Here is a 25,511-nt window from a genome sequence, read left to right as displayed (position 1 = left end):
GAACATCCCCTAAATTATTGAGGAAAGCTTCAGGCAACGCCGCCTTTTTGAACAAAGGCGGCGTCCACCCCGGATCAGGTCAGTCAGGCTGGATGTTCAGGATAACCGCGCCATAACCCACCAACGCGTCGGGCTGGGCCACGATATCCACCACCGTACCCGCCACGGGCGCCGGCACGGGAACCTGCAGGGTGTCGAGTGTCAGCAGCGCCACCACGTCCCCCTGCCCCACCTTTGCCCCGACTGGGGCGAAGGGCGCGTCACGCAACGGATGGGTCAGGCACAGATGGCCAAAATACGGGGCCTTTACCGCAACCATCGCCGTCCCGGCCTGCGCCGGTGGGGCCGCAACGGTGGGGGAAACCGCAGCTATAGCAGCCTGCCCCACGCGGATGCGCAGCTTCAGCCCCGCTGCCTCATTCGACAGTTCGAGGCTGTCGAGCCCCGCCTGCGCCAGCCATGTCGCCATCTGGGCGATCTGTTCGGGCTCGGGCAGCCGGTCAAAGGCGGGCACCAGTTGTTCGGGCCGGGTGTTCATGGGGCCGTCCTTTGCGCAAGCCAGCGTTCAAGGTAATGGATATCAACCCCGCCGCGCTGGAACTGTGGGTCCGCCAGCAGGTCCTGATGCAGGGCGATATTGGTCGAGACCCCTTCCACCCGCATTTCCGCCAGCGCCACCCGCATCCGCGCGATCGCCTGCGCACGTGTGGCGCCATGACTGATGATCTTGCCGATCAGCGAGTCATAATAAGGCTGCACCGTATAGCCCGCCACCACATGCGTATCGACCCGGATTCCCGGGCCACCGGGCAGGTCCCAACGCGTGATGGTGCCCGGCGAGGGCATGAAGGTGAACGGGTCCTCGGCATTGAGGCGGCATTCAATGGAATGCCCCAGCAGCCCGATGTCCGCCTGCGCGATGCCAAGCGGTTCGCCCTGGGCAATGCGCAGTTGCTGGGCCACGATGTCGATGCCCGTCGTCTCTTCCGTAATGGGGTGTTCGACCTGTACGCGGGTGTTCATCTCGATAAAGGCGAAGACACCGTCCTCATACAGGAATTCGAACGTCCCCGCGCCCCGGTAGCCGATGCGGCGGCAGGCCTCGGCGCAGCGTTCGCCGATCTGGGCAATCGTCTCGGGGGCGATGCCGGGGGCGGAGGCTTCCTCCAGCACTTTCTGGTGGCGGCGCTGCAAGGAGCAGTCGCGCGCGCCCAGCCATAGCGCCGTGCCGTGCGTGTCGCACAGCACCTGAATCTCGATATGGCGCGGCTTCTGCATGAAGCGTTCGAGATACAGCGTCGGGTTGCCAAAGGCCTGCTGGGCCTCCTTGGCCGTGAGCGTGACCGCCTGCGCCAGGTCCGCCTCACGCTCGACCACACGCATGCCGCGCCCGCCACCACCGCCCGAAGCCTTGACGATGACCGGAAAGCCCACCTGCAGCGCAATGGCCTTCACCGCGTCCATATCGGCGGGCAGCGGCCCGTCCGAACCGGGCACGCAGGGCACCCCGGCCTCGCGCATGGCGCGCTTGGCGGTGATCTTGTCGCCCATCATGCGGATGGACGCCCCTGTCGGCCCGATGAAGGTCAGGCCGGCAGCTTCCACCGCATCGGCAAAATCAGCATTTTCCGACAGGAAACCATAACCGGGATGGATGGCCTGCGCGCCCGTCAGGCGGGCGGCAAGCAGCAGCCCGTCGGGGTCGAGATAGCTGCGGGCCGCGGCGGCGGGACCGATGCACAGGGCCATATCGGCCTCGTGCACATGGCGGCTGTCGGCATCGGCCTCGGAATGCACGGCCACCGTCTCAAGCCCGAGCTGGCGGCAGGCGCGCTGGATGCGCAGGGCGATCTCGCCGCGATTGGCGATCAGCACCCGGCTGAAGCGTGGGATCTCACTCATGCCAGTCGGAACAGGGGGGTGCCTGCCTCCACTTCCGTGCCGTCTTCCACCAGCACGGCCGCGATCTCGCCCGCAGCCGTGGCGCGAACCGCATTGAACACCTTCATGGCCTCGACCAGCCCCACTTCCTGCCCGACCTGCACGACCTGCCCCACAATGACGTAAGGCGCCGCGCCGGGAGATGGCGAGAGGTGGAACACCCCGTAGGAGGGCGCCGTGATGACCGTCTCCGCCACCGCGTCGGGCAATGCCGCCGGAAGGGCGGCCTCCACCGGCACGGGGGCCACGCTCACGACCGGCGTGGTGGGTGTGGCCGGGGCTGCCGATGGCGCGCCCCCGCGGGTGATGCGGATGCGGCAGCCGCCTTCCTCCACCTCAAGCTCCGTTACCGGGGCATGGGCCAGCAGGTCGATCAGCCGCCTGACATGCGTGAGATCCACCGCTCTCACGCCGCGCCGGCTGTCTTCTTGGCGAAGTTCAGGCCGCCCACCACCTGCATGGTCGGCAGCACTTCCATGAAGCTGACATTCATGCGCTGCGGCGCCATGACGGCAAAGGCCACGGAGTTGGCGATATCCTCGGGCAGCAGGGAATCATATTCGTCAAAGAAACGCTTCTTCGCCTCTTCCATATTGCCGATCAGGCGGCCGAACACTTCGGTCTCCACGCGCGCGGGCGAGACTTCGGTCACGCGGATGTGGCGTCCGAACAGATCGCAGCGCAGTTGCTGCGACAGCGAATGCACACCGGCCTTGGTGGCATGATAGACGGTGTTGCCACCGGCAAAGGCATAATGCCCGGCAATGGAGGTGATGTTGACGATATGCCCCCGGTCGCGCGCGATCATGCCCGCCACCACCAGCCGTGTAAGCTGCAGCACCGCGCGCAGGTTCACATCCACCAGCGCGTCGATATCCTCCGGCGTGGTGTTGGCGATGTTGCCCGTGCGCGACTGCCCGGCATTGTTGACCAGCACGTCAATCTCGAGATCGCTGATCAGGGCTTCGATCCCGGCCTGGTCGGACACGCTGACCGCATGCGCGATACAGCCGGTCTCCTGCGCCAGTTTTTCCAGCCGCGCCGCGTCACGCGCCACGGCATGCACTTCAATCCCTTCCGCCGCCAGCCGGCGGACAATCGCCGCCCCGATGCCGGAGGATGCGCCAGTGACGAGAGCGGTACGATACGGCTGGTTGCCCATGGTAAGAAAACCCGATCCTGAACTAGAGAAACAACATCACCCGGCCCCTGAATGGATGCCGGATGCTCAAATATTCATCCCATGCTAACGAGCACGTCCAACGCGCGCCAAGAGCACTTCGTTCTCACGCCATAACATAATACGATAACCCCGCTGGACCAGACCACCTTACGATATGATCCATATGTATTTCAGTTCTCTATGAAGGATTGCAGTGAAAGGGCGCGCCCCGAGGGTTGGGGCCACGCAAGATATTCCATATCCGGTTCATCCGCTGGAGCGAGCGCGGCATATCCAAGCAGATCCCTACACCCGACCCCACAAAAATCTGTTCAAGGCGGCCGGATTATCTGGTATCCCATCGCACATTGTTGCTGTGAGACCCTTTATCGTGAAAATTCTTCAATTCATTTTCTATTCGGTTGGATCTATAATAGGTATTATATTTATAATTGCGGTCTTTATTTCCAGTTTACACCAGCACACCATAAAAACCGCTACCGGGTTGCAGCAGCCAGTCATGGCGTCGGCGCAGCCCCAAAGTACCGACAGTTCCGCCAAAGCTTTCCTTGATGAGTTGCCGGGTCCTGATCGTATTGAAATGTACCCGTATGATGCAGCCGCCACGAACCAGTCATGTGCGGAACAGTGGACCAAGAGAGGGGTTCTCGACCAGGAAATGGAGAATTACTGCATCAATGAGGAAAGGGAAGGTTACGCCAGACTTGTAGAAACAGCGCAGAAGATTGGTGGTTTTTCCTGGGGGAAACCCCTGTTTGATTCCCAGACCGCAAAATGGACCAAAAGGGGAGTTGTTGATTATAACGAGGTCAATTTTGTATTGTCGCAGGACTATGACGCCTATCTCAACCTGAAATACGCATACAGCCATGAAGGCATTAATACTTCGGCCCTGGCGCAGGCGATGGACATAGCCAACAGATCGAACTCAGGCATTTCCATGATCGAGTTTTCTTACAAACAGATTATCGGGAAAAACTGAATTTGAATATTGATAAATGATACGCCTCGCCATGACATTACATTCCACAATTTTTAAGTAACACCTCCATGGAATGGATACGTCATGGCAATATGGTACGCTGTGGCGGAAGGACCAGAAGGCTGGTCCAGAAAACCGCGCTTACCGTCCCTGCACGGGGCAGGCGAAGCGATGACATGCACCTTTCATCAGCATATCCAACTGTATCAGGCACGCTCCGTGCCGCATCGCCATATTCTGCGTGTCGTGCCCTTTCAGGTCCATACCATCCTGACCGATAATAATATCCGGTTCGCCAAGCAGTCTCGTCATCAGGGCGCGTCATGGTTATCATACCACGGCTTTCTCCATCCTTCCGGCCAGCCCGGAGGCACAGACCTGATCAGGTGACTTGATGAAACTGCCTTTTTCTTTCGTGCTATTGGCCACACTTGCATGCACTACGATAATCGCAAGCGACGCACGAGCAGGAATATCCCGCATTGCCGAGGAATATATCGATCCCTGGATGGTTTATGGCGGTTCGGACAACGGCGTTCGCTCATGTACCGTCGTGGCCAAGGTTGCCGAGGGCGCTGGCTTTGCCGTGCAGGCTTCCGATGACAACAAGGTTGCGATCCTACTTATCAATGCCGCCTACAAGACTTCCACCCTTGATCACGCCAACGTTACTGTTGACATGAAATTCGATGACACCCCATCCCTGCGCTATGCTTCCGCTGTCTCAGCCAATGCGGGCACTGTCAGTCACGTTGTGGACGCGAAGGATCTTCCCGGTCTGGTCCGCTCCCTGTCCGATGCAAGGGTGCTCACCCTGACGATCTCGGCACCCGTGAGCCAGACATGGAAGGTGGACCTGACAAAGGCCTATTTCGCCATGAAGGCGATGAAACGGGACTGCGTTCTCTCACAGCACCTTGATAACCTGCCCGCCCCGTTCACACAGGACGATACCTACCTGAACGAGCCCGATCACCAGAAGCCGAAAGCCGCGGCGGATGCACTTCCGGCAGTCCCCGCTCCGGCGCCATCGCAGCCAACACCGCCGCCTCCGGTCCCGGGCATGGAAGGTGTGCCACAGACCGATGCCAGAACCATGTACGAAATCGGCCGGTCCTATGAGCAGGGCATGAACGTGATGCAGGACTACGCCGCAGCGAAGGAGTGGTACACAAAAGCTGCCGCCGCCGGTGATGCGGATGCAATGGACCGGCTGGGCTGGTTCTACTACCACGGGATCGGCGGAACGGCGAGAGATGATTCCCTCGCGAGCAAATATTTCCTGCAGGCCGCCAGAACCGGAAATGCAGCGGCACTAATCGAGTTGGCGAATTTTTATGACAGCGACAACCTGTTCATCGTAGGTGGACCAAAAGGCAAAGAAATAGCAGAAGAACTTTATATACAGGCCGCCAATACCGGAAGTTCCGATGCCATGGTGGCGGCCGGGGACTGGTACGCAAGCAACCCTTTGTATATCGAGAACCCTTCCGCCAAAAGCCTCCGGATGTATCTGAAAGCCACCGATGTCGGCAATGTCGTCGGCATGCAGAAGGCCGGTTGGGACTATGTAATGCGGATCGGCATGCCCAGGGAAGAAGCCAATCCGGCCAAGGGTATTGAACTGCTGAAGAAAGCGGCAGACGGCAACAACATCGAGGCAATGCGAGACCTTAGCCTAGTTTATAGCGGCACCAACGTCCCGGACGGCACGGCACCGATTGACAAGGCCCAGAGCCAGTACTGGTGGACTCTGTTCCTGAAAACACGAGCCCGCCAGAATGCCCACTGACCGGGCTGGCGAACATATCTCACGGCCCGGACATAACGCCGAATGCGGAGTGGCCTGCCGCAACAGGCCTCTCACACCTGCCCTGCAAAAGGGTTTTCAGACACCCTGCCGCCCTGTTCCCACCAGACCTGCGGGCAGTCTCAGGCGGCGTGCGTGGTCGTGACGCCGCCATGGCGTATCTGCCCCGATCAAATCCCGGGACCAAACAACTAGCACCTTGATCCATAAGATTATCCGATAGCCTCACAACCAGAATTGTGCTGGCTATCGTTACGCAAACGCCCATACTTTCAGGGCAGGCACATGATGCCGCGAGACTTGTATCGTTACGGTTCTGGATCAATGCCGGAGCCGGCCATTTTCAGGGCATGAACCAGCACTGTTCCAGGGACTGTGTATTTTGAACACGGATATGAAGAACGATGTGGAGCGCGATACAGGTGCGGCTCCTGCCATAAGCATGATCGGCACGCGCGCCATGCTGTTCGAGGCGCCGGGTGATTTTACCATGGCCCATCAGCGCCGCATCTGGGCACTGATGGACGCGGCGCGGGCCCGGCCCGACGTGCGGGAGCTTATTCCCGGCGTGACCAACCTCATGCTGGTCTTTTCCGCCCCGCCCGCAAGCCCCGAAGCCGTGGCCGAGTGGCTGCGCCATGCATGGGACACCCTGCCCGAACGGCATATCGAGGGCCGCCTGTTTGAAATCGGCGTGCGCTACGGTGGCGCGCTGGGTGAAGATCTTGCAGCGGTCTGCGCCCATGCAGGCCTGCCGCCGCAGGAGGTGATTTCCATCCACCATGGCAGCGAGTACACGGTCTGCGCCATAGGCAGCGCGCCGGGCTTTGGGTACCTGCACGGGCTGGATCCGCGCATCGCAACGCCCCGCAAGACCGTGCCGTCGCTGAACATGCAGGCCGGGACGGTCATCATCGGCGGCATGCAGGCTGGCATTTCCGCGCTGACCGGGCCTAATGGATGGAATTCCATCGGTTATACGGAGTTGCGCCTGTTTGATCCCGACAGGCAGCCGCCCGCCCTGTTTGCCGTTGGCGACCGCATCCGCTTTTATCCGGAAAGCATAGAGCTGTGATTACGATCCTTGAAACATCAGCCCTGAACACGGTGCAGGATCTGGGTCGCCCCGGTTACCGTGATCTCGGCGTGGGCACATCGGGGGTGATGGACCCCCTTGCCTTGCAGGTGGGCAATATCCTGCTGGGCAATGAGGTCGATGATGCCTGCATCGAGCTCCAGACCTATCCGTTCGCCCTGCGATTTGACGCGGCGACCAGCTTTGTAGTGACCGGCATCGACGCCGTGATCGAGCTTGATGGCCTGACCATCCTGCCATGGATGGTCGCAACGGCGGCGGCAGGGCAGGAACTTCGCGTGGGACCACCCCGAAAAGGTGCGCGCGGCTATATCTGCGTTACGGGCGGGATCGAGGTGCCGGTTGTGCTGGGTTCGCGCAGCACGCAGCTACGTGGCGGCTTTGGCGGGCTGGACGGCCGCCCGCTGGAGGCGGGTGACACGCTGGAAATTACTGGCGCCCCGCCCGAGGTCTCGGGTTATGGCGCCCTTCCCCCCACTACGGTTCTGGATACCGTAGCCGGGCAGGATGACAGCAAGCTCATCCACCTGCGCGCCATGACAGCGACCGATTACGGGCTTTTTACGCCTGAGGCACAGGAACGCCTGTGGAACACCCAGTGGCGCATCACACCCCAGAGCAATCGCGTGGGCTACCGTCTGACGGGCGAACCGCTTGAGCTGCGCCATCGGGTGGAGCTGCGTTCCTACGGTGTCGTTGCCGGTATCGTGCAGGTTCCGCCCGCGGGCGAGCCGATCGTGCAACTGGCCGACGCCAATACCGTTGGCGGCTATCCCCGCATCGCCACCGTGATCGAAGCCGACCTGTGGCGTCTGGCGCAGGCGCGTATCGGCACGCGCATCCAGTTGCATGAATGCAGCTTCGAACAGGGTGTCGCGGCCATGCGGCCGGTCAACGCCTATCTTGACGACCTGCGCATGATGGTTGCCCATTACCGCGCATCCGCCCGCCGCCGCACTGGTGTAAAGTCTGGAGACAAGGCATGAAGATCGACCTCAATTCCGACATGGGCGAAGGCTTTGGCCGCTGGCGCATTGCCGATGATGACGGGCTGATGGATACCGTCTCCTCGGCCAATATCGCCTGCGGTTTCCATGCGGGTGACTACGCCATCATGGACCGCACCGTGCGGCTGGCGAAGGAAAAGGGCGTTGGTATCGGCGCACATCCCGGCCTGCCGGACCTGACCGGTTTCGGGCGGCGCGCCATGGCCGTATCCGATGCGGATATGGAATCCATGCTGTGCTACCAGATCGGCGCCCTGCAGGGCATTGCCGCGCGCCACGGCCATCGGGTGACGCATGTCAGCTACCATGCCGCGTTCGGTAACATGGCCAATGCGGATGAAGCCCTCGCCCTGCGCCTGACCCGCGCCATCGCCGCGCTGGACCGGGAACTGAGCGTGTTCTGCATGCCCGGTCAGGCAACGGAACGGGCCGCTGAAAAAGCCGGGCTGCGGGCACGGACCCTGTTCCTGGCCGACCGGGCATATACGACACAGGGCACGCTGGTTCCGCGCGGGCAGCCCGGTGCGGTCATCCATGATCTGGCATCCGTACGGGCCCGCGTGAACCAGTTCCTGCACGATGGGTCCGTCACGACCATCGACGGCACGCGCCTGCCGGTCAGGGCCCGGTCCATTCTGGTACATAGCGACACCCCCGGTTCACTGGAACTGGCCCGCGCCATCCGCGCGGAAATCGAGGTCAGCGGCGGCGTGCTGACCCCGGCCTGCGAGCTTGGGGACTGACGGCCCAGCCATAAGAATTTCTTATTACCCGGCAACGAACTCCTATAACCCGGAACAGGCCCCCTGCGTTACGGTAACGCAACGTGAAACACGCAGGGGGTATTGACCGGCATTGATCCTTCATGAAGCGCGCCCTCGTCCATGTCGTGCATTGAGGTACGGACAAAATGAAGCATGACCTGAAACGTGGGGCACTCCTTCTGGCATCGGCGACGTTTTTTACCGCCGCCCTCAATGCCCTGCAGAAACTGACAGGATCGAGCCTTCCCGCCCTTGAGATCATTTTCTTCCGAAACCTGTTTTCCCTGCCCTTCGTGCTGCTGATCGCGGCGCGCACGGGCATTGTACTGAAAACACATCATTTCGGGGGCCATGTGCTGCGCTCGGTTGTCGGGCTGGTCAGCATGATCATGGTGGTGATAACCGTAACGCGCCTGCCACTGGCGGAGCAGCAGGTCCTGTCCTACACGCAGCCACTGTTCCTGGTCCTGCTGTCCATCCCGCTCCTGCATGAACGGCCGTCGCTCCAGCGGTGGGTTGCGGTCTCGATCGGGTTTTCCGGCGTGATCGTGGTCGCGCTGGGCAAGGGGCTGCTGCATGGCGCGGGCAGCGCCGTCCCGAGCTGGGCCTATTTCATGGCGCTGGCGCAGGGGGCCGTGGGCGCCCTGACCACCATGCAGATCCGCCAGCTTTCCGCCACGGAATCCAGCACCACCATCGCCCTGTGGCAGGCCATCCTGATGACGGTCATGACCGCGCTGCCCCTGCCCTTCATCTGGACTACGCCCGGCCTGACCGAGGCCGCCTGCCTTGTCGCCGTGGGGGCCTTCGCCGGTATCGCGCAGGTGCTGCAGACCGAAGCCTTCGCCTCGGCACAGGTTTCAGCCATTGGTCCCTTCGCCTATTCGGGGCTGCTTTGGGCCGCGCTCATCGGGTGGTTCGGCTTTGGGGAAATGCCCGGCATCGCCATGGTGATGGGTGGGCTGCTGATCATCGGCTCAGGCGTGTGGATGCTGCGCCATGACCGCCCCGCGAAACGCAAGATCGTGGCCGAGGGAACAATGGATGCGGCCACGGGCACCCCACCATGACCCGGCACTGAACGTGGCAGCCCCTTCCCCATGGTCAATTCAAGGCACATCAGGAGTCCCGCAGCGTGACAACAGGTGAAACCGCCACTGACGCACGAAGCAGGCGTGCTATTCCCGCCCGCTACGTGTTCTTCTTCCTCGTCTTCCTGATGTACGCCATCAGCTATGGCGACCGTGCCGCGCTGTCCATCGCCCTGCCGACAATGGGCAAGGAATTTTCCCTGACGCCGGTGCAGATGGGCTGGGTCTCGTCCAGTTTCCTGTGGTCGTATTTCCTGCTCAACCTGCCTTCCACCATCGTGCTCGACATGGTGGGCGCGCGCGCCATCGGCAGTCTGGCCGTGGGGGTGTGGTCGTTCGCCATGCTGCTGGGCGGCATGGTGCAGAACATTACGCAGTTCCTGCTCACCCGGATGCTGCTGGGCGTGGGGGAAGCCCCGACCTTTGGCGTGGGGGCGACCGTCGTGCGTAACTGGGCGCTGCCCAGGGAGCGGGGATCGGTCATGACCATACTGCTGACCGGCATGCAGCTTGGCCTGGCCGGTGGCACGATCGCGGGGGCCTATCTCATCACCTTCTTTGGCTGGCGCTTTGAGTTCATGGCGCTGGGCTGTGTCGGTATCGCGTGGGCGCTGGTCTGGTGGCTGGTTTACCGCGACCCGGAGGAAAAAGCCGACGCGCCACGGCGCAAACCCATCTCGATCGGGGAAATACGCAACCTGTTCCGCTCATCCTCCTTCATCGGGATACTGGTGGTGCAGTGTACGCAGAATTACCTGAACTTCCTGGTCATGTCGTGGATGCCGCTGTACCTTATCCATGAACTGCACATCAACATTACCGGCACCGGCAACAGTACGGCCCTGTGCTATCTGGTGGCGGCCATTGGCGCGGTCATTATCGGGCGGATACTGGAGCATTTCGTCTTCCGCAACGGTATCCACCCGCCGCACCGGCGTTTTGTCGTCGCCACCTGCCTTGTCGGGGCGGCGACAATCGGGCTGCTGCCGCATTTCCATACCATGACACCCATCCTGCTGGTGCTGTCCGGCGCGCTGGCCTGCCTGATCGCGGCCAATGGCGCCAATACCGCGCTGCTGACCGACATGGTGGAAGACGGGCGGAAGATGGGTGCCGTAACGGGCGTCACACTCACATGCAGCAATTCGCTGGGGCTGCTCTCCCCCATCCTGACCGGATATATCGTCTCATGGACCGGCAGCTTCGACATGGCATGGTATATGTGCGCGCTGGCCCTGATTGTCGCGGCCCTGCTGTCGCTGGCCATGGTGCGCACCCCGATCCGGATGGACGGACGGGCGGGATAAGGCCCCCGGAATGCCATGACAGGACAGGCACACTGGTCCTGTCATGGCGCACAGGGCGGAAAAGCCGTGCGCATCGCCGGGTACAGGGCGCGATAACGGGCCTGCTGGATATGATAGGCATCACCCAGCGCGGGATCGGGGGCCACGGTTTCCTTGCGCTGCGGTGGCAGGCACACTGCGGTGACACTTTCCCCGCTCACGGCAATACGTGCCAGCCGGGCCGCGCCAAACGCGCCATCCACCTCGCCATGCGCCAGCCTATGCAATGACAGGCCGGTAACCGTGGACAGTATGGAAACCCATAGGGCGCTACGTGAACCGCCCCCGATCACGTCGGCCTGAGTGATGGCGGAACCGGCCTGCGCCAGCACATCCACAACATCACGAAACGAGAACGCCACCCCCTCCAGCACCGCCTGTGTCATGTCCGCGCGGGTTGTATCATGCGACAGGCCCGCGAATACCCCGCGTATGTCAGCATCGTTATGCGGCGTGCGATCCCCGGACAGATAGGGCAGGAACACCACGGGCGATGGCCGTTCCACCGCCGCTGGCAGCTCGGCCAGAAGGTCAGCGATGGACATGCCTGCTGTCCGCGCCCACCAAGCAAGCGAGGACGCGGCCGAAAGCGTCACCCCCATCTGGTGCCATGTTCGCGGCACGGTATGGCAGAATGCATGCACGCCGCCATCCGGATGCGGCCGGAAGCGATCCGTTGTGACCCAGACAACCCCTGACGTGCCCAGCGACAGAAAGGACGCCCCAGCCCCGACCGCCCCCAGCCCGACCGCACCGGCCGCATTGTCACCCGCGCTGCCCGCGATAACCGGGCGCGTTTTCATGCCCCAGCGCCGGGCCAGATCCTGATCCAGCCAGCCCGCGCGCTCGGTGCCTTCCACCAGCGCGGGCATGTTCGCCGGGGCAAGGCCCGTCGCATCCAGAGCCTCACGCGACCATTGCCGTTGCCCCACATCCAGCCATAGCGAACCGGATGCATCGGACATGTCCTCAAGCATCTCACCGCTCAGGCGGTAGCGCAGCCAGGCCTTGGGCAGCAGCACATGGCGGGTTGCGTGAAAGATGTCAGGCTCATGCCGCGCGACCCATATCAGCTTGGGCGCGGTAAAACCGGGCATGGCGATAGTGCCGCAGACCTGTCGGCTCCGGGGGAACCTGCGTTCGAACACCGCACATTCCCGCGCCGCACGCTCGTCATTCCATAATATGCACGGCCGCAGCACCTCGCCATGGCCATCCAGCAGGACCGCGCCATGCTGCTGGCCCGACAGGCCCATGCCGGTTACACCGGCCATTTCCCGCGGGTGAGCCGCCACCAGCGCATCCATGGCGCCCATCAGCGCGGCCCACCAGTCCTGTGGCGCCTGCTCGCTCCAGCCTGTATGGGGGGTACTCACCCGCAGCGGCTGGGTGGAACTGCCCAGCACCTGCTGCGCGCCGTCCACCAGCACGGCCTTCAGGGCCGATGTGCCCAGATCTATCCCGACAAACATGATTATTATCCGGCCGTGAGATGCTTCAGGCCGTCCTCACCCGCGACGATGACTTCAGACGTACGGCCAATGAACAGGCCACTTTCAATCACGCCCACAATGGAGCGGATCCGCCTTGCCAACGCCACGGAATCCGCGATTTCCCCGAAATTGCAATCCAGGATCAGGTTGCCACCGTCGGTTACGAATGGCTTACCCTGCGGATCCACCCGCAATACCGCACGCGCCCCAAGGGATTCCAGCCGGGCGGACGTCATTTCCCAGCCGAAGGTTGTCACCTCCACAGGTACGGGCATGTGGTGGCCAAGCCGTTTGACCAGCTTGCTTCCATCCACGACCACCACGAACCGGCGCGACGCCGCGGCCACGATCTTCTCACGAAACAGCGCCCCGCCCCGCCCCTTGATCAGGTTGAGCGTGCCCATCTCCACTTCATCCGCGCCATCGATATCAAGGTCGATCCGGGGATGGGCCGCGAATGTCACCAGCCTGATCCCGTGCGACCGGGCCTGCTCGGCCGAACGTTCCGAAGTGGGGATGGCGGAAAACCGCAGCCCTTCGGCCCAGCGCCGGCCCAGTTCGTCGATCATGTAGGCGGAGGTGGTGCCCGAACCCAGGCCGACCACCATGCCGTCCTGAACCATGGATGCGGCCTCGATCGCGGCCTGTCGTTTCAGTTCCTCGCGGGGGTCACTTATCTGGCTTGTCATGTCTGCGTTCCTGCTATCCTTCTGGCTGGCTGTACCCGTCATGTGCGCCGATGACCGTGCGGGCGCGTTCATGTAGCTCACTGCCCCGCCGCCGCCGTGTCCATAAGCCAGATGAGTTCACCCTCGGTGGTGATATGGCTGGCGGGTTCCGTCGGGTCGCCCGCGCGCACCTTCGCGAACGCGGCGCGCTTGCCCGCCCCGGCCAGCATGAACACCACATGGCGGCTGGAATGGATGGCGGGGTAGGTCAGGGTCAGGCGCGTATGCGGCGCATCGTCGGGCACGCAGGTCGAGACCCACAGCCTGCGTTCCTCCAGCACCGGCTGGCGCGGGAAGAGCGAGGCGGTATGCCCGTTATCGCCCAGGCCCAGCATCACCACGTCAAACAGCGGCCGCCCGGCTTCCAGCGTGGTACCACCATAGACCTTTTCCAGTTCCGCCTGGTAGCGGGCCGCCGCCTGCGCCGGGTCGCCCGAGGTGGGCATGGGATGCACATTCTGCGCCGGCACCGGCACATGGGCCAGCATCTCGGTCTCGACCATGTGGTAGTTGCTGGCCGCATCGCCCGGCGGCACGAAGCGTTCATCGCCAAAAAAGAACTGCGTGCGCGCCCACGGGAAGCGGTCGCGATAGTCGGCCGAGGCCAGAATCTGGTACAGCCGCTTGGGCGTGGAGCCCCCCGACAGCGCCAGCACGAACGGGCCGTCCTGTTTGGCCAGCGCCTGTCCGGTCAGCCATTTCGCCATGTGCTGCGCGATGGCTTCCCCATCCGGCAGGACCACCATCGCCCCCGTCTTCACGTCATGTCCGCCTGTCATGTCATGCATCTCCCAGCACGTATTTCTCGATCCCGTTGGCGAACCCTTCCTCCTCGCACGATGTCGAGACATGGGTCGCCTGTGCCTGCACCTCCGCGCTGGCCTGCCCCATGGCGATGGACATGCCGCTCTTGCGGAACATCAGCACGTCATTGGGCTGGTCGCCCAGCGTGACCATCTGCGCGGCGGGGATGCCCAGCAGGCGTTCGAGCGTCATCACCACGCCGCCCTTGTTCGCGTCGCGGTTGGTCACATCCACGTAATAGGGCTGCGACAGGGCGGCGGAGGCCGTATCGCCCAGCGCCTGCTGGAGGTCATGCTCAAGGCGCTTCATCAGCGCAAGGTCGTCGCTCACCCCGGTAATCTTGACCACCTGGTCCAGCTTTTCGTCCACCTTCCCCACCACGGGCGGGAATTTCACGGTCCACTGTTCGCGCGCGACATGCGGGGCCTCGCTGTTCGAGACGATCCAGTCATTGCCGTTATAGACCCACGGGTCCGCCTTGTGGTCGCGGATGATACCGATGACCCGGCGCGCCGTATCGGCGGGCAGGGTCCGCGCCTCGATCACGGTAAAGTCGGGCCTGACCATCATGCCGCCATTGAAGCCTGCGATCGGCTCGGAAATTTCAAGCGGGTCGATGACCATCTTCATGCCCTTGGGCGGGCGGCCGCTGGTGATGGTGAACAGGATACCGCGCTCACGCAGGCGCGCCACGGCGCGGATCGCGCGCGGGGTCAGGATCTTGTCTTTCGTGACCAGGGTGCCATCCACATCCGCCAGTACAAGGCGTATGTCCGTTCCAGGCACGGCTGGTGTCCGTGTTGATGTCATGTTCCGTTACTCCCCGATCCCTGTGTTTTTCCAAATGATGGCGCGCATTGTCATGATCCGATCTTCAGCCAGTGACGGTGATCGCGCGCCAGCAGGTCATCGGCGGCTTTCGGCCCTTCGGACCCGGCCGGGTAAACGTTCAGGGATGCGGGATCCTGTCCCCATTCCAGGGCAGGCTGGACGACGCGCCATCCGGCCTCGATATTGTCCGCGCGCTGGAACAGCGTCGCATCACCGATCATGCAGTCGTAGATCAGCGTCTCGTAGCCGGTGCTGGGCCCTTCATGGAACCATTCGGAATAATCGAATTTCATCCGCACCCCGCCCAGATGCACGGTAGGGCCGGGAATTTTGGCGGAAAACTGCATGGTCACCCCTTCGGTGGGCTGGATATGCAGCATCATGATGTTGGGCGTCAGTTTATCCACGGGCGTATCACGGAACAGCGCATAGGGGGCGGACTTGAAATGGATCGCGACTTCCGTCTTGCGCGCCGCCAGCCGCTTGCCCGTGCGTACGTAAAACGGCACGCCAGCCCAGCGCCAGTTATCGATCTGGAGCTTCATCGCAACATAGGTTTCCGTACCGGAATGGGGGTCCACGCCCGGTTCCTCACGGTATCCCGCAACGGGCTGCCCCTTTATCGTACCGGCCGTATATTGCCCCCGCACCACGTCGTGGCGCTGGAGTGTATGAATGGCCTTCAGCACCTTGGTCTTCTCGTCACGCACGGCATCGGCATCGAAGGAGATGGGGGCTTCCATCGCCGTCATCGCCAGTAACTGCATGACGTGGTTGGGCACCATGTCACGCACGGCGCCCGTGCCTTCGTAGAATTTGGCGCGCTGTTCCACGCCCACCGTCTCGGCGGCGGTGATCTGGACATGATCTATATTGTCGCGGTTCCATAACGGCTCGAAAAATCCGTTGGAAAAGCGCAGGGCCAGAATGTTCTGGACCGTTTCCTTGCCCAGGTAATGATCGATGCGATAGATCTGGCGCTCATCAAGGTTCCTGAGCAGGCGCGCGTTCAGCGCCACGGCGGAGGCGAGATCGCTGCCGAAAGGCTTTTCGATGATGACGCGACGGAAAACGCCACCTGTTTCACGCGCCAGTCCCGACTGCCCCAGATGATCGACAATCGTGCCAAAAAAACGTGCGGCGACCGCAAGGTAAAAGATGCAGTTCCTGTTCGCGGTTTTCTTGGCAAGGGTGTCGTAGGTCGCCCCGTCCTCGAATGAACCACGGACATAATCGATACGCGACGCCAGCCGCTTCCACACATCCCCGTGCAGCGCGACGGCTTCGGTGCCGCGACTGGTTACGAAGTTTTCCAGGGAATCATGAAAGTCCTGCCGCAACTGGTCTGGCGATATGTCCGCCCAGTCCACCATGATGATCGAAAAATCGCTATCCAGCAGTCCCGCGCCAGCCAGGTTATAGATTGCGGGAACGAGCAGCCGGTGTGTCAGGTCGCCCCCACCGCCAAATATGACAAATACGCCCGGTGGCCCACGGCGCGGCATGTTTTCATGCCGCGCATCGTCAATCTGCGATGACGCGGAGGCAATAATGCTTTCCATCCTGCTTCTCCCTGAACTTTTAAAAGTATGAAACCCGGCCGGATTGCCCGTGGTCGTTATGGTGCCAGCATGGTCATGCCGGCCGGGTGCGTTATCAGGCGCGCGGCATCAGTTGTTCGTGCCTTCGATATGGCCACCAAAGCCAAAGCGCATGGCCGACAGCATCTTCTCGGCGAAGTTGTTGCCGGTGCGGGAGCGGAAGCGTGTGAACAGGGCCTCCGACATGACCGGGACGGGTACCGCTTCCTCGATCGCGGCCTCGATGGTCCAGCGCCCCTCGCCGGAATCCGCCACGTCGCCCTTGTAGTTGGACAGGTCGGGGTTGCCCGCCAGCGCGCGGGCCGAAAGGTCCAGCAACCACGAGGACACCACGCTGCCACGCCGCCAGACCTCGGCAATGTCGGTCATGTTCAGGTCGAAACGCTGGTCTTCGGGCAGTTCGGTCGAGTTCTTGGACATCATGACATGGAAGCCCTCGGCAAAGGCCTGCATGATGCCGTATTCGATGCCGTTATGGACCATCTTCACGAAATGGCCGGAACCGGCGGGGCCACAATGCAGGTAGCCCTGTTCGGCACGGGGGTCGAAGCCGGGCTTGTCACGGCCCGGCGTGCGCGGAATGTCACCCAGCCCCGGCGCAAGCGCGGACAGGATGGGATCCACATGGTCGGTGGCGTCCTTGCTGCCGCCGTACATCATGCAGTAGCCGCGCTCCAGCCCCCACACGCCGCCCGAGGTGCCAACATCAATGTAATGGATGCCTTTCGCAGCGAGTGCGGCCGCACGGCGGAGGTCATCCTTGTAAAAGGAATTGCCGCCATCGATCAGGATGTCATTGCGGCCCAGCAGGCCGCCCAGTTCCTCCACCGCGGTTTCGGTCACATGGCCCGCTGGCAGCATGAGCCAGATGATCCGGCGGCCGGATGTCAATTTGGACACCATGTCCTTCAGGCCGGATGAAGCGATGGTCTTTCCGGCCACGGCCTGCGCGCCCACCTTGGAAATGACGGCCGGGTCCCGGTCATAAAGCACCACGTCGTGCCCGTGGCGTGTCAGGCGCGTAGCAATGTTGCCACCCATTTTACCCAGTCCCACTATACCAATCTGCATAACTGTCACTACTCCCGCTACAGGGCCTTGCCCTGCGCTTCAGCCCATGCCCGGGCTGGTGAAAAAACAGGCCCCGTCATGACCTATGGGCATGACGGGGCTGGCCCGATCCCCGATCAGACCGCTGCCTTGATGGCCTGCGCCAGTTTCTCGAGGCCGGATTTCAGCTCACCATGGATATGCACCCGCAGGACACGGCGGCCCCGTTCACCCAGCACTTCCAGATCCCCGCGCGCTTGGGCTTCCTTCACGATGCTGAAGGTATATTTCTCCCCCGGCACCGGCAGGTTCACCTCATCATCGCAGGTGATCTGCAGGAAGACGCCCGTGTTGGGGCCGCCCTTGTACGCCTGCCCGGTCGAATGCTGGAAGCGCGGGCCGAATTCGGCGGCCGTGGCGACCTTCAGCGCATCACGCACGTCCAGCCGGACCTTCTGGATCCATTCGCGCGTTGCCGTGTCACGGTCGATATAGGCCAGCAGCGCCACGTAATCACCCGCCTTGCCGCGGGCGAAATGGGCCTTCAGGATGCCTTCCGCCGTCTTGCCGCCCTTCAGCGCCGCCGCGTTTTTCGGGTCGGCATAGAAGGCGAAGCTTCCATCCTTAGCAAAGGGTTCATAGGGCGGCAGCCTGCCGGTTTCGTTATAGGCGGTGGTGATCTTCTTGGTCTCGATCTTCGAGGCCTCGACATCGGGCTGGTTGAAGGCGTTGATGCCGATGATCGAACCGGCGACGGCGGTGGCGAACTCCCAGCGGAAGAATTCCTCGGCAATCTGGTACCTGTCGTGCAGTTCAATGGTCACGACCGGCTCGCCCGCCGCAATCAGCTTCCTGAACGCCGCGTCCTGCGTCTCGCACGGTTTTTCGCTCAGGCGCAGGTAAATGAATACACGGTCCTTGCCATAGACCGAGGCCGGCCCCGCTGTTTCGCCATCGATGGGGATCAGGCCCTTGCCGTCCTTGCCCGTCGATTCCGCCAGCAACTGCTCCAGCCACGCGCCCATGTCGTAAATGGCGGGGGAGGCAAGGAGTGTCACCTTGTCACGACCGAACGAGCGTGCGGCCACACCCAGCACGCTGCCCAGCACCACGCCGGGATTCTGCGCGGGCGGGACCGAGGCGGCACAGGATTTTTCGCCACGCAGGGCAGAGTCCAGCAAGCCTTTCAGCGGCAGGCCAGCGACAGCGGCGGGCACCATGCCAAAATCGGACAGCACGGAGTAGCGGCCACCGATCTGTTTATCGCCATAGAAAATTTTCCAGAACCCATCCTTCTTCGCCACGTCTTCCATGTGGGAGCCGGGGTCGGTCACGGTGATGAAGTGGGATCCCACCTTGTCGCCCAGCACCTTTTTCGCCTGATCGAAGAAATAGGCCTTGAGGATGTTCGGCTCCAGCGTGCCGCCCGACTTGGACGAGACGATGAACAGGGTTTTGGAAATATCGATCCTGTCCTGGAAATCCCTGATCTGCTGCGGGTCCGTGCTGTCAAGGACATGGAGATGCGGGAAGCCTTCATGCCTGCCGAATGTCACGGACAGGACTTCCGGCCCGAGGCTGGATCCCCCCATGCCCAGCAGCAGCGCATCACGGAAACCGCGCGCCTTTACTTCCGCCTGGAATTCCTCGAACTTCGACAGCGCGAGACGCTGGTCATCGACGATCGTCAGCCATTTCAGCCAGCTTGCCTCGTCCCGGCCCGTCCACAGCGTGGCGTCGTGTTGCCACACACGGCGGACATTGCCTGCCTTGCGCCATACCTCCAGTTCATTCCTGACCGCCGCGTCAAGACCGGCAGGCAGGTTCAGTGTGGTTGTGGTGACCTTGCGCCCCAGAAATGCCGCCTGCTTGGCCGCGATCGCGCCGAGCAGGGCGTCAAACGCATCCTCGAAACCACGTACGCCCTCATCCACCAATGTCCGGGTCACGCCGTCCAGATCAAGGCCAAGGCGTCGGGCTTCACTGATGACCTTGTGCGCGCCCGCCAGATCCTGTGTCAGGGTCTCGGCCACCCTGCCATGATCGCGGAAGTCATCGAAGGTGGCGGGCGGAATGGTGTTGACGGTCTCGGGGCCGATCAGCCCGTCCACGTACAGCACGTCGCTGAAGGTCTTGTCCTTCGTACTGGTGCTGGCCCAGAGCAGGCGCTGCGGCATGGCGCCGGCCTTCGCCAGTTTCTGCCACCGCGCGCTCTTTATAACGGTCTGCCAATATTCATAGGCCTGCTTGGCGTTGGCGATGGCGACCTTGCCACGCAGGGCCTTCAGGCTGGCGGATTCCCTGTCTCCCGCGGCAACACGGTCGTCGATTTCCTTGTCGATCTTCACATCGATGCGGCTGACGAAGAAGGAAGCGACACTCGCAATCCCCGCGACACTCTCGCCACGCGCAAGGCGGTCCTCCAGCCCGGCGATATAGGCTTCGACCACTTTCTTGTAGGCGCTGAGTGAAAACAGCAGGGTTACGTTGACATTGATCCCCTCCGCGATGGCGGCGTGCACCGCGGGCGCGCCCTCATCCGTTCCGGGAATCTTGATCATGAGGTTGGGCGCGTTCACGGCGAGCCACAGCCGACGGGCCTCCGTAATCGTGGCCTTGGTATCGCGCGCCAGATAGGGCGAGACCTCAAGGCTCACGTAGCCGTCCACCTTCCGGGTCTCTTCATAGACCGGGTGCAGCACCTTGGCCGCGGCACGGATGTCATGGATTGCCAGTGTCTCATACAGGGTTCCGGCGTCAACGATCTGGTGTTCAAGGATCTGGCGGATCTGCGGATCGTAATCGGTTCCGTGGCCCATGGCCTTCTGGAAGATCGACGGGTTGGAGGTCACGCCCTTCAGTCCGTCTTCATCCACCAGCTTTTTCAACTGGCCACTTTCGGTATAGGAACGCTGGATAAAGTCCAGCCAGGGTGACTGGCCATAGCGGGCCAGTTGCTTCAGCGGGTTCGCGGCTTCACCGGTACCGGCTTCATATGCTGCCATGATATGTTTCCTCTGTATTCCCACGGCGCGCCGTCACGCAGGAAGTGCGCGATGGCGGCCCGGTCTTATTGCGGTTATGCGCCCTGTTCAGCGCGCGGCGGCGAGTTGCCTGCGGGCTTCGGCCAGTACGGCTTCCACCGTGAAGCCGAACTTGACCTCCAACTCACCCGCCGGGGCCGAGGCGCCGAATGTGTGCATCACGATGGTCGCGCCGCGCAGGCCGACATAGCGTTCCCACCCAAGGCGCGCGCCCTGTTCCACCGCCACGCGCGCACTCACATCCGGCGGCAGCACGCTATCGCGGTAGGACTGGGGCTGGGCCTCGAACAGATCCCATGAGGGCATGGAGACGATACGGGCTTTTACCCCTTCCGCCCCGAGCTGTTCGAACGCCTTGACGATCAGCCCGACCTCGCTGCCCGTGGCCATGAGAATGACATCGGGCGTGCCGCTGCTGTTATCGGCCAGCACGTAGGCCCCCTTCGCCAGACCCGTCGCGGGCGCATAGGTTCTGCGGCACAGGGTGGGCAGGTTCTGGCGCGTCAGCACCAGCACGGTGGGGCGGTCAACCAGCGTGACAAGGGTGCGCCAGGCCTCCGCCACCTCATTGGCGTCCGCCGGGCGGATGAGCGTGACCCCCGGCGTGGCGCGGAGCTGGGCAAGCTGCTCGATGGGCTGGTGGGTCGGGCCGTCTTCCCCCACCCCGATGGAATCATGGGTGAAGATATACAGCACCGGCAGCTTCATCAGCGCGGCAAGGCGGATGGGCGGCTTCATGTAATCGGAGAAGATGAAGAAGCCCGAGCAGTAGGGCCGCAGGTAGGACAGCGCCAGCCCGTTGCAGATCGAACCCATGGCATGTTCGCGCACACCGAAATGCAGGTTGCGCCCGCCATAGGTGCCGCCCCATTGCGGGGGCTGGAAATCACCCGCGCCATCGAATGTCAGGTGCGTCTTGGTGGAGGGTGACAGGTCGGCCGATCCGCCAATCATCCATGGATAGCGGGCCGCGACCTGATTGAGCACCGTGGCGGAACTGGCGCGTGAGGCAAGGCCCTTCGGGTCGGCGGGAAAATCGCTGATCTGGCTGTTCCAGCCTTCGGGCAGCTTTCCGGACAGAACAAGGTCAAGTTCGGCGGCCAGGTCCGGATGCGCCTTGCGGTAGCGCGCCAGCAGTTCGTACCATGCCTTGCTGGCGGCGGCCCCGCGCGTGGCGATGCCTTTTTGGAAATGTTCGGGCACGCCGTCCGGCACATAGAAGCTCTTGTCTTCCGGCCAGCCGTAGAATTTCTTGGTCTCGCGGATTTCCTCCACCCCCAGCGGGGCGCCATGGGCCGCTGCCGTGCCCGCCTTGTGCGGTGAACCCCACCCGATGATGGAATGCACGATGATCAGCGTCGGGCGGGATGTCTCGGCCTTCGCCTCGGCCAGCAGGCGGCGGAAATCCCCGGTGTCGTTGGCATCCTTGAGTTCAAGGACATGCCAGCCATAGGCCTCGAAACGTTTGTGCACGCTCTCGGTAAAGGCGATGCGGGTATTGCCCTCGATGGAAATGTGGTTGCTGTCGTAAATCCATGTCAGGTTGCCGAGCTTCAGGTGCCCCGCGATGGAGGCGGCTTCGCTTGATACCCCCTCCATGTTGTCGCCATCGCCGCAGAATGTGTAGATATGATAATCGAACAACTCAAAGCCGGGCCGGTTGAAATGCGCGGCCAGCCATTTCTGGGCAATGCCCATGCCAACCGAATTGCCACATCCCTGCCCCAGCGGACCGGTGGTGGTCTCCACGCCGCTGGTATGCCCATATTCCGGGTGGCCGGGGGTGCGGGAATTGAGCTGGCGGAACTGCTTTAGGTCAGCCAGGGTGAGAGACGGCGTGTCCGCCATCACGCGCCCATCCTTCACGTCGCGAATACCGGCGAGATAGATCAGCGAATAAAGCAGCATGGAGGCGTGGCCGATGGACAGCACAAACCTGTCCCGGTTGGGCCATAGGGGGTTGGCCGGATCGTAATTCAGGACCTCGCGCCATAATGCGTAGGCTGGTGGGGCCAGCGCCATCGGGGTGCCCGGGTGGCCGGAATTGGCTTTCTGTACCGCATCCATGGCCAGTGTACGGATTGTATTGATGCAGAGGGTATCAATATCCGCCCGTGCATTTCCGGCACCATCGGGTGCCCATGCGGGACAAGGAAATAATGAACGCATAAAAACCGTCCTCCATTGTCACGGCCAGCCCTGTTCGCTACGGGCGTTACATGGAACGGCATGGGGGGATGCTTCCATCCGGTCATACCTGCATGCCACGTACGTCACATACCTGTGCCGAGATCCATTACCCTGCTGCCATCCATGACAGTACAGGAACTGATGCGCTGACATCTTCCCAATATAACCAGAAATCCGGCTGCAATTGATTCAGTCTTGCGGTTTCTTGATATGAACAGGCCGTCATGTCCGGCGCGGCAGTTCCTGTATTGAAGTCCTGATTCTTTCCCAATACCACCCTCGCCCAATCACGACTGCTTGATACGGATTTATTCTGTCCGCGCATGGCCATACATTTTTCATATGCTGTTATGGGAATGCGAAAAGGCGTGTCAGCAACACGAAACATACGGTTTTCCGTACTTTTTGCGCAGCATGCGGGGCGAATGGAGCAATGGGAGAGAGACGGTTCCGGCCCTGTGAAATGGACCCGAATACCGGCTTCGTACACAAAAATATGTGCGTCACGGACCCATCATGAAATAACCAACGCAAGGAATCGAATATATTTTTAGGATTATTGGATATAATATATCCACATTTAAAATACATTTAGGTACCGAATTCAATCAGGCATCCGACTCTTATTATTATGCCAATACCGTTACTTATATCAGCGATGCTATTTTCACATAACACATTCCGGGCACCATCGGGACGCGTCCGTTCGCGCCCGCCCCGCAAAAGTGGCAGCCACGGGGACCGACAGATGGGTGGCTTCCCGCCATTATTAATCTTTTTTTCTATTTTATATAAAAATATTAAATATTTCAGTCACAGAAAAATGTTGGGGATCCGCTTCATATATATTGTCCGGAATGGGGCAATATATGCATTGATGCATCCATACCAGCGTCCGTGACTACCCGCCATTCATCACTACCGGTCCCGACTGTCCGGGGGCGTATGTGGAAATCGTACAGCAGGACAGGCGTATTTCAATAAATAAAAAGAGAAGGTACCGCTCAATGCCCGAAGAAGACTTGGTTGATCATGACGTGACCCATGTATCCCCGCAGGCCAGAGCGCCATCCATGAGCGCGCCCTCGCCGGGACATGCCATTGTCGTGGGTGTGCTGGCGGCCCTTGCCGGTCTCATGTTCGGGCTGGATACGGGGGTAATCGCCGGCGCGCTGCGCTTTATCGGTAATGATTTCAACGCATCACCCCGCACACAGGAATGGATCGTCTCCTCCATGATGGCGGCGGCGGCCGTCGGGTCGCTGATTGCCGGTACGATATCCTTCCGCTTTGGTCGCAGGCGCGCGCTGCTGGGTTCATCCCTGCTCTTTCTGGTCGGCTCATTGGTCAGCGCGCTTGCCCCTTCCGTTGCCATACTCATCATCGGGCGGATTTTTTTGGGTTTTGCCGTGGGAATAGCCGCCTTCACGGCGCCCCTCTACATTTCCGAAGTCTCGGCCGTAGCCCAGCGCGGCTCCATGATCGCATGCTACCAGCTAATGATGACGGGCGGCATTTTCCTGTCCTACGTAACCGATGGCATGCTGGCGGATGGCGCGCACTGGCGGTGGATGCTGGGGCTCATGACGGTGCCCGCCACCGTATTCCTTATCGGGTGCCTGTTCCTGCCTGACAGCCCGCGCTGGCTCATGATGCGTGGAGAGAACGCGCGGGCGCGCAAGGTCATGCGCTACCTGCGCCCCACCCCCCAGCAGGCCGACCGGGAAATATCCGACATTGCCACCGAACTGACCCGCGGCCGGTCAGAGGGCCTATCCTTTTTCCGTCATAACGCCAATTTCCGGCGCTCGGTCGGGCTGGGTATCGTGTTGCAGGTCATGCAGCAGCTTACTGGCATCAACGTACTGATGTATTACGCGCCCAAGGTCTTTCAGGCCGCCAATTTCGGCGCGTCCGCCGCAGGCTGGGCCACGGCCCTGATCGGGCTGATCAATCTTGTCGCCACATGTGTCGCGATCGTTACCGTTGACCGGTGGGGCCGCCGGCCGCTCCTGCTGCTGAGCTGCGCCATCATGACGGGCAGCATGCTGCTGGCAGGCGGGCTGGTTGCCTATGGCGGGCATGACACCATGGCCCAGATTGCCATGGTCGGGTCACTGCTGGTGTTCGTCCTGGGCTTCGCCATTGGCGCGGGGCCGCTGGTATGGACATTATGCGCCGAGATCCAGCCCCTGCGTGGCCGTGACTTCGGCATTGTGTGTTCCACCTTTACCAACTGGGCCACCAACTGGGCTGTCAGCAATACCTTCCTCAGCGTGCTCGACACGCTGGGGGAGGCCCATACATTCTGGCTGTTCGCCGCGATGAATGCCCTGTTTATCGGGATCACACTGCTTTACGTGCCGGAAACGAAGGGGGTCTCGCTGGAGGATATTGAATCCCACCTGCTTGCGGGCTGGCCCCTGCGTGATCTGGGCGCGCGCGCCCTGCCACGTGCATCCGAGGTATCCACACATCCTTCTTCGTGAATGGATCGCAGACACAGAAAACGGCTTCCAGAACCCTGGAAGCCGTTTTCTGTACTGTCCG

At 61.7% G+C, this 25,511-nt stretch carries 21 protein-coding genes; 8 read left to right on the top strand and 13 right to left on the bottom strand.

Annotated elements, in window-relative coordinates; translation table 11 throughout:
* Window positions 1-79: 79 nt before the first annotated feature.
* Genes LDL28_RS01365 through LDL28_RS01350 form a run of 4 tightly spaced genes read right to left on the bottom strand, consistent with a single transcriptional unit; the run spans window position 80 to window position 3,103 of the window.
* Window positions 80-538, bottom strand: a complete 459-nt coding sequence (locus LDL28_RS01365) for a biotin/lipoyl-containing protein (protein WP_233056861.1) — start codon at window positions 536-538, stop codon at window positions 80-82.
* Window positions 535-1,902, bottom strand: coding sequence for an acetyl-CoA carboxylase biotin carboxylase subunit (gene accC, locus LDL28_RS01360; protein ID WP_233056860.1), 1,368 nt, complete (start codon window positions 1,900-1,902; stop codon window positions 535-537). The genes LDL28_RS01365 and accC overlap by 4 nt, the downstream gene beginning before the upstream one ends.
* Window positions 1,899-2,342: a biotin/lipoyl-containing protein gene (locus LDL28_RS01355; RefSeq protein ID WP_233056859.1), complete on the bottom strand. Its 444-nt coding sequence runs from the start codon at window positions 2,340-2,342 to the stop codon at window positions 1,899-1,901. The genes accC and LDL28_RS01355 overlap by 4 nt, the downstream gene beginning before the upstream one ends.
* A 5-nt stretch (window positions 2,343-2,347) precedes the next feature.
* Window positions 2,348-3,103 carry an SDR family oxidoreductase gene (locus LDL28_RS01350; protein ID WP_233056858.1) on the bottom strand — a complete coding sequence of 252 codons (756 nt, stop codon included), beginning with the start codon at window positions 3,101-3,103 and terminating at the stop codon, window positions 2,348-2,350.
* 214 nt (window positions 3,104-3,317) lie between these two features.
* On the opposite strand from LDL28_RS01350, the gene LDL28_RS01345 reads away from it, so the two are divergent.
* The 7 genes from LDL28_RS01345 to LDL28_RS01315 all read left to right on the top strand — a co-directional run bounded on the left by LDL28_RS01345 (window position 3,318) and on the right by LDL28_RS01315 (window position 11,181).
* Window positions 3,318-4,106, top strand: coding sequence for a hypothetical protein (locus LDL28_RS01345; protein ID WP_233056857.1), 789 nt, complete (start codon window positions 3,318-3,320; stop codon window positions 4,104-4,106).
* Between the two features lie 394 nt (window positions 4,107-4,500).
* Window positions 4,501-5,898, top strand: coding sequence for a tetratricopeptide repeat protein (locus LDL28_RS01340; protein WP_233056856.1), 1,398 nt, complete (start codon window positions 4,501-4,503; stop codon window positions 5,896-5,898).
* Between the two features lie 412 nt (window positions 5,899-6,310).
* Entirely contained in the window at window positions 6,311-6,991 is a 681-nt protein-coding gene (pxpB, locus tag LDL28_RS01335) for a 5-oxoprolinase subunit PxpB (protein ID WP_233056855.1), read from the top strand.
* Window positions 6,988-7,998: a biotin-dependent carboxyltransferase family protein gene (locus tag LDL28_RS01330; RefSeq protein WP_233056854.1), complete on the top strand. Its 1,011-nt coding sequence runs from the start codon at window positions 6,988-6,990 to the stop codon at window positions 7,996-7,998. Before pxpB ends, LDL28_RS01330 begins: the two co-directional genes overlap by 4 nt.
* Window positions 7,995-8,762 (top strand): LamB/YcsF family protein, encoded by a 768-nt coding sequence (locus LDL28_RS01325; RefSeq protein ID WP_233056853.1) that lies wholly within the window; start codon window positions 7,995-7,997, stop codon window positions 8,760-8,762. Before LDL28_RS01330 ends, LDL28_RS01325 begins: the two co-directional genes overlap by 4 nt.
* Window positions 8,763-8,929: 167 nt before the next feature.
* Entirely contained in the window at window positions 8,930-9,853 is a 924-nt protein-coding gene (locus LDL28_RS01320) for a DMT family transporter (RefSeq protein WP_233056852.1), read from the top strand.
* A 65-nt stretch (window positions 9,854-9,918) separates the two neighbouring features.
* Window positions 9,919-11,181, top strand: coding sequence for an MFS transporter (locus LDL28_RS01315; protein ID WP_233056851.1), 1,263 nt, complete (start codon window positions 9,919-9,921; stop codon window positions 11,179-11,181).
* Window positions 11,182-11,222: 41 nt separating this feature from the next.
* Here the strand turns inward: LDL28_RS01315 and xylB are convergent, their stop codons facing one another.
* The 9 genes from xylB to LDL28_RS01270 form a co-directional block, all read right to left on the bottom strand.
* The gene (xylB, locus tag LDL28_RS01310; RefSeq protein WP_233056850.1) at window positions 11,223-12,692 is read right to left on the bottom strand and encodes a xylulokinase; all 1,470 of its coding nucleotides are present in this window, start codon (window positions 12,690-12,692) and stop codon (window positions 11,223-11,225) included.
* Between the two features lie 5 nt (window positions 12,693-12,697).
* Window positions 12,698-13,402 carry a ribose-5-phosphate isomerase RpiA gene (gene rpiA, locus LDL28_RS01305; RefSeq protein ID WP_233056849.1) on the bottom strand — a complete coding sequence of 235 codons (705 nt, stop codon included), beginning with the start codon at window positions 13,400-13,402 and terminating at the stop codon, window positions 12,698-12,700.
* Window positions 13,403-13,479: 77 nt separating this feature from the next.
* Window positions 13,480-14,229: a 6-phosphogluconolactonase gene (pgl, locus tag LDL28_RS01300; protein WP_233056848.1), complete on the bottom strand. Its 750-nt coding sequence runs from the start codon at window positions 14,227-14,229 to the stop codon at window positions 13,480-13,482.
* The gene (locus LDL28_RS01295; protein ID WP_233056847.1) at window positions 14,222-15,055 is read right to left on the bottom strand and encodes a Cof-type HAD-IIB family hydrolase; all 834 of its coding nucleotides are present in this window, start codon (window positions 15,053-15,055) and stop codon (window positions 14,222-14,224) included. Before LDL28_RS01295 ends, pgl begins: the two co-directional genes overlap by 8 nt.
* Before the next feature lie 50 nt (window positions 15,056-15,105).
* The gene (zwf, locus tag LDL28_RS01290; protein ID WP_233056846.1) at window positions 15,106-16,638 is read right to left on the bottom strand and encodes a glucose-6-phosphate dehydrogenase; all 1,533 of its coding nucleotides are present in this window, start codon (window positions 16,636-16,638) and stop codon (window positions 15,106-15,108) included.
* Between the two features lie 108 nt (window positions 16,639-16,746).
* Window positions 16,747-17,748 carry a phosphogluconate dehydrogenase (NAD(+)-dependent, decarboxylating) gene (gnd, locus tag LDL28_RS01285; protein ID WP_233056845.1) on the bottom strand — a complete coding sequence of 334 codons (1,002 nt, stop codon included), beginning with the start codon at window positions 17,746-17,748 and terminating at the stop codon, window positions 16,747-16,749.
* A gap of 116 nt (window positions 17,749-17,864) precedes the next feature.
* Entirely contained in the window at window positions 17,865-20,732 is a 2,868-nt protein-coding gene (locus LDL28_RS01280) for a bifunctional transaldolase/phosoglucose isomerase (protein ID WP_233056844.1), read from the bottom strand.
* A gap of 87 nt (window positions 20,733-20,819) precedes the next feature.
* Window positions 20,820-22,940 (bottom strand): transketolase, encoded by a 2,121-nt coding sequence (tkt, locus tag LDL28_RS01275; protein ID WP_233056843.1) that lies wholly within the window; start codon window positions 22,938-22,940, stop codon window positions 20,820-20,822.
* Window positions 22,941-23,067: 127 nt separating this feature from the next.
* Window positions 23,068-23,349: a hypothetical protein gene (locus LDL28_RS01270; RefSeq protein ID WP_233056842.1), complete on the bottom strand. Its 282-nt coding sequence runs from the start codon at window positions 23,347-23,349 to the stop codon at window positions 23,068-23,070.
* Between the two features lie 619 nt (window positions 23,350-23,968).
* Between LDL28_RS01270 and LDL28_RS01265 the strand changes: the two genes are divergently transcribed.
* Window positions 23,969-25,450 (top strand): sugar porter family MFS transporter, encoded by a 1,482-nt coding sequence (locus LDL28_RS01265; RefSeq protein ID WP_255662995.1) that lies wholly within the window; start codon window positions 23,969-23,971, stop codon window positions 25,448-25,450.
* Window positions 25,451-25,511: the final 61 nt, after the last annotated feature.

This window comes from Komagataeibacter sp. FNDCR2 (genome assembly GCF_021295395.1).
Classification (GTDB): Bacteria; Pseudomonadota; Alphaproteobacteria; order Acetobacterales; family Acetobacteraceae; genus Komagataeibacter.
This window is presented reverse-complemented; position numbering and strand designations above follow the sequence as displayed.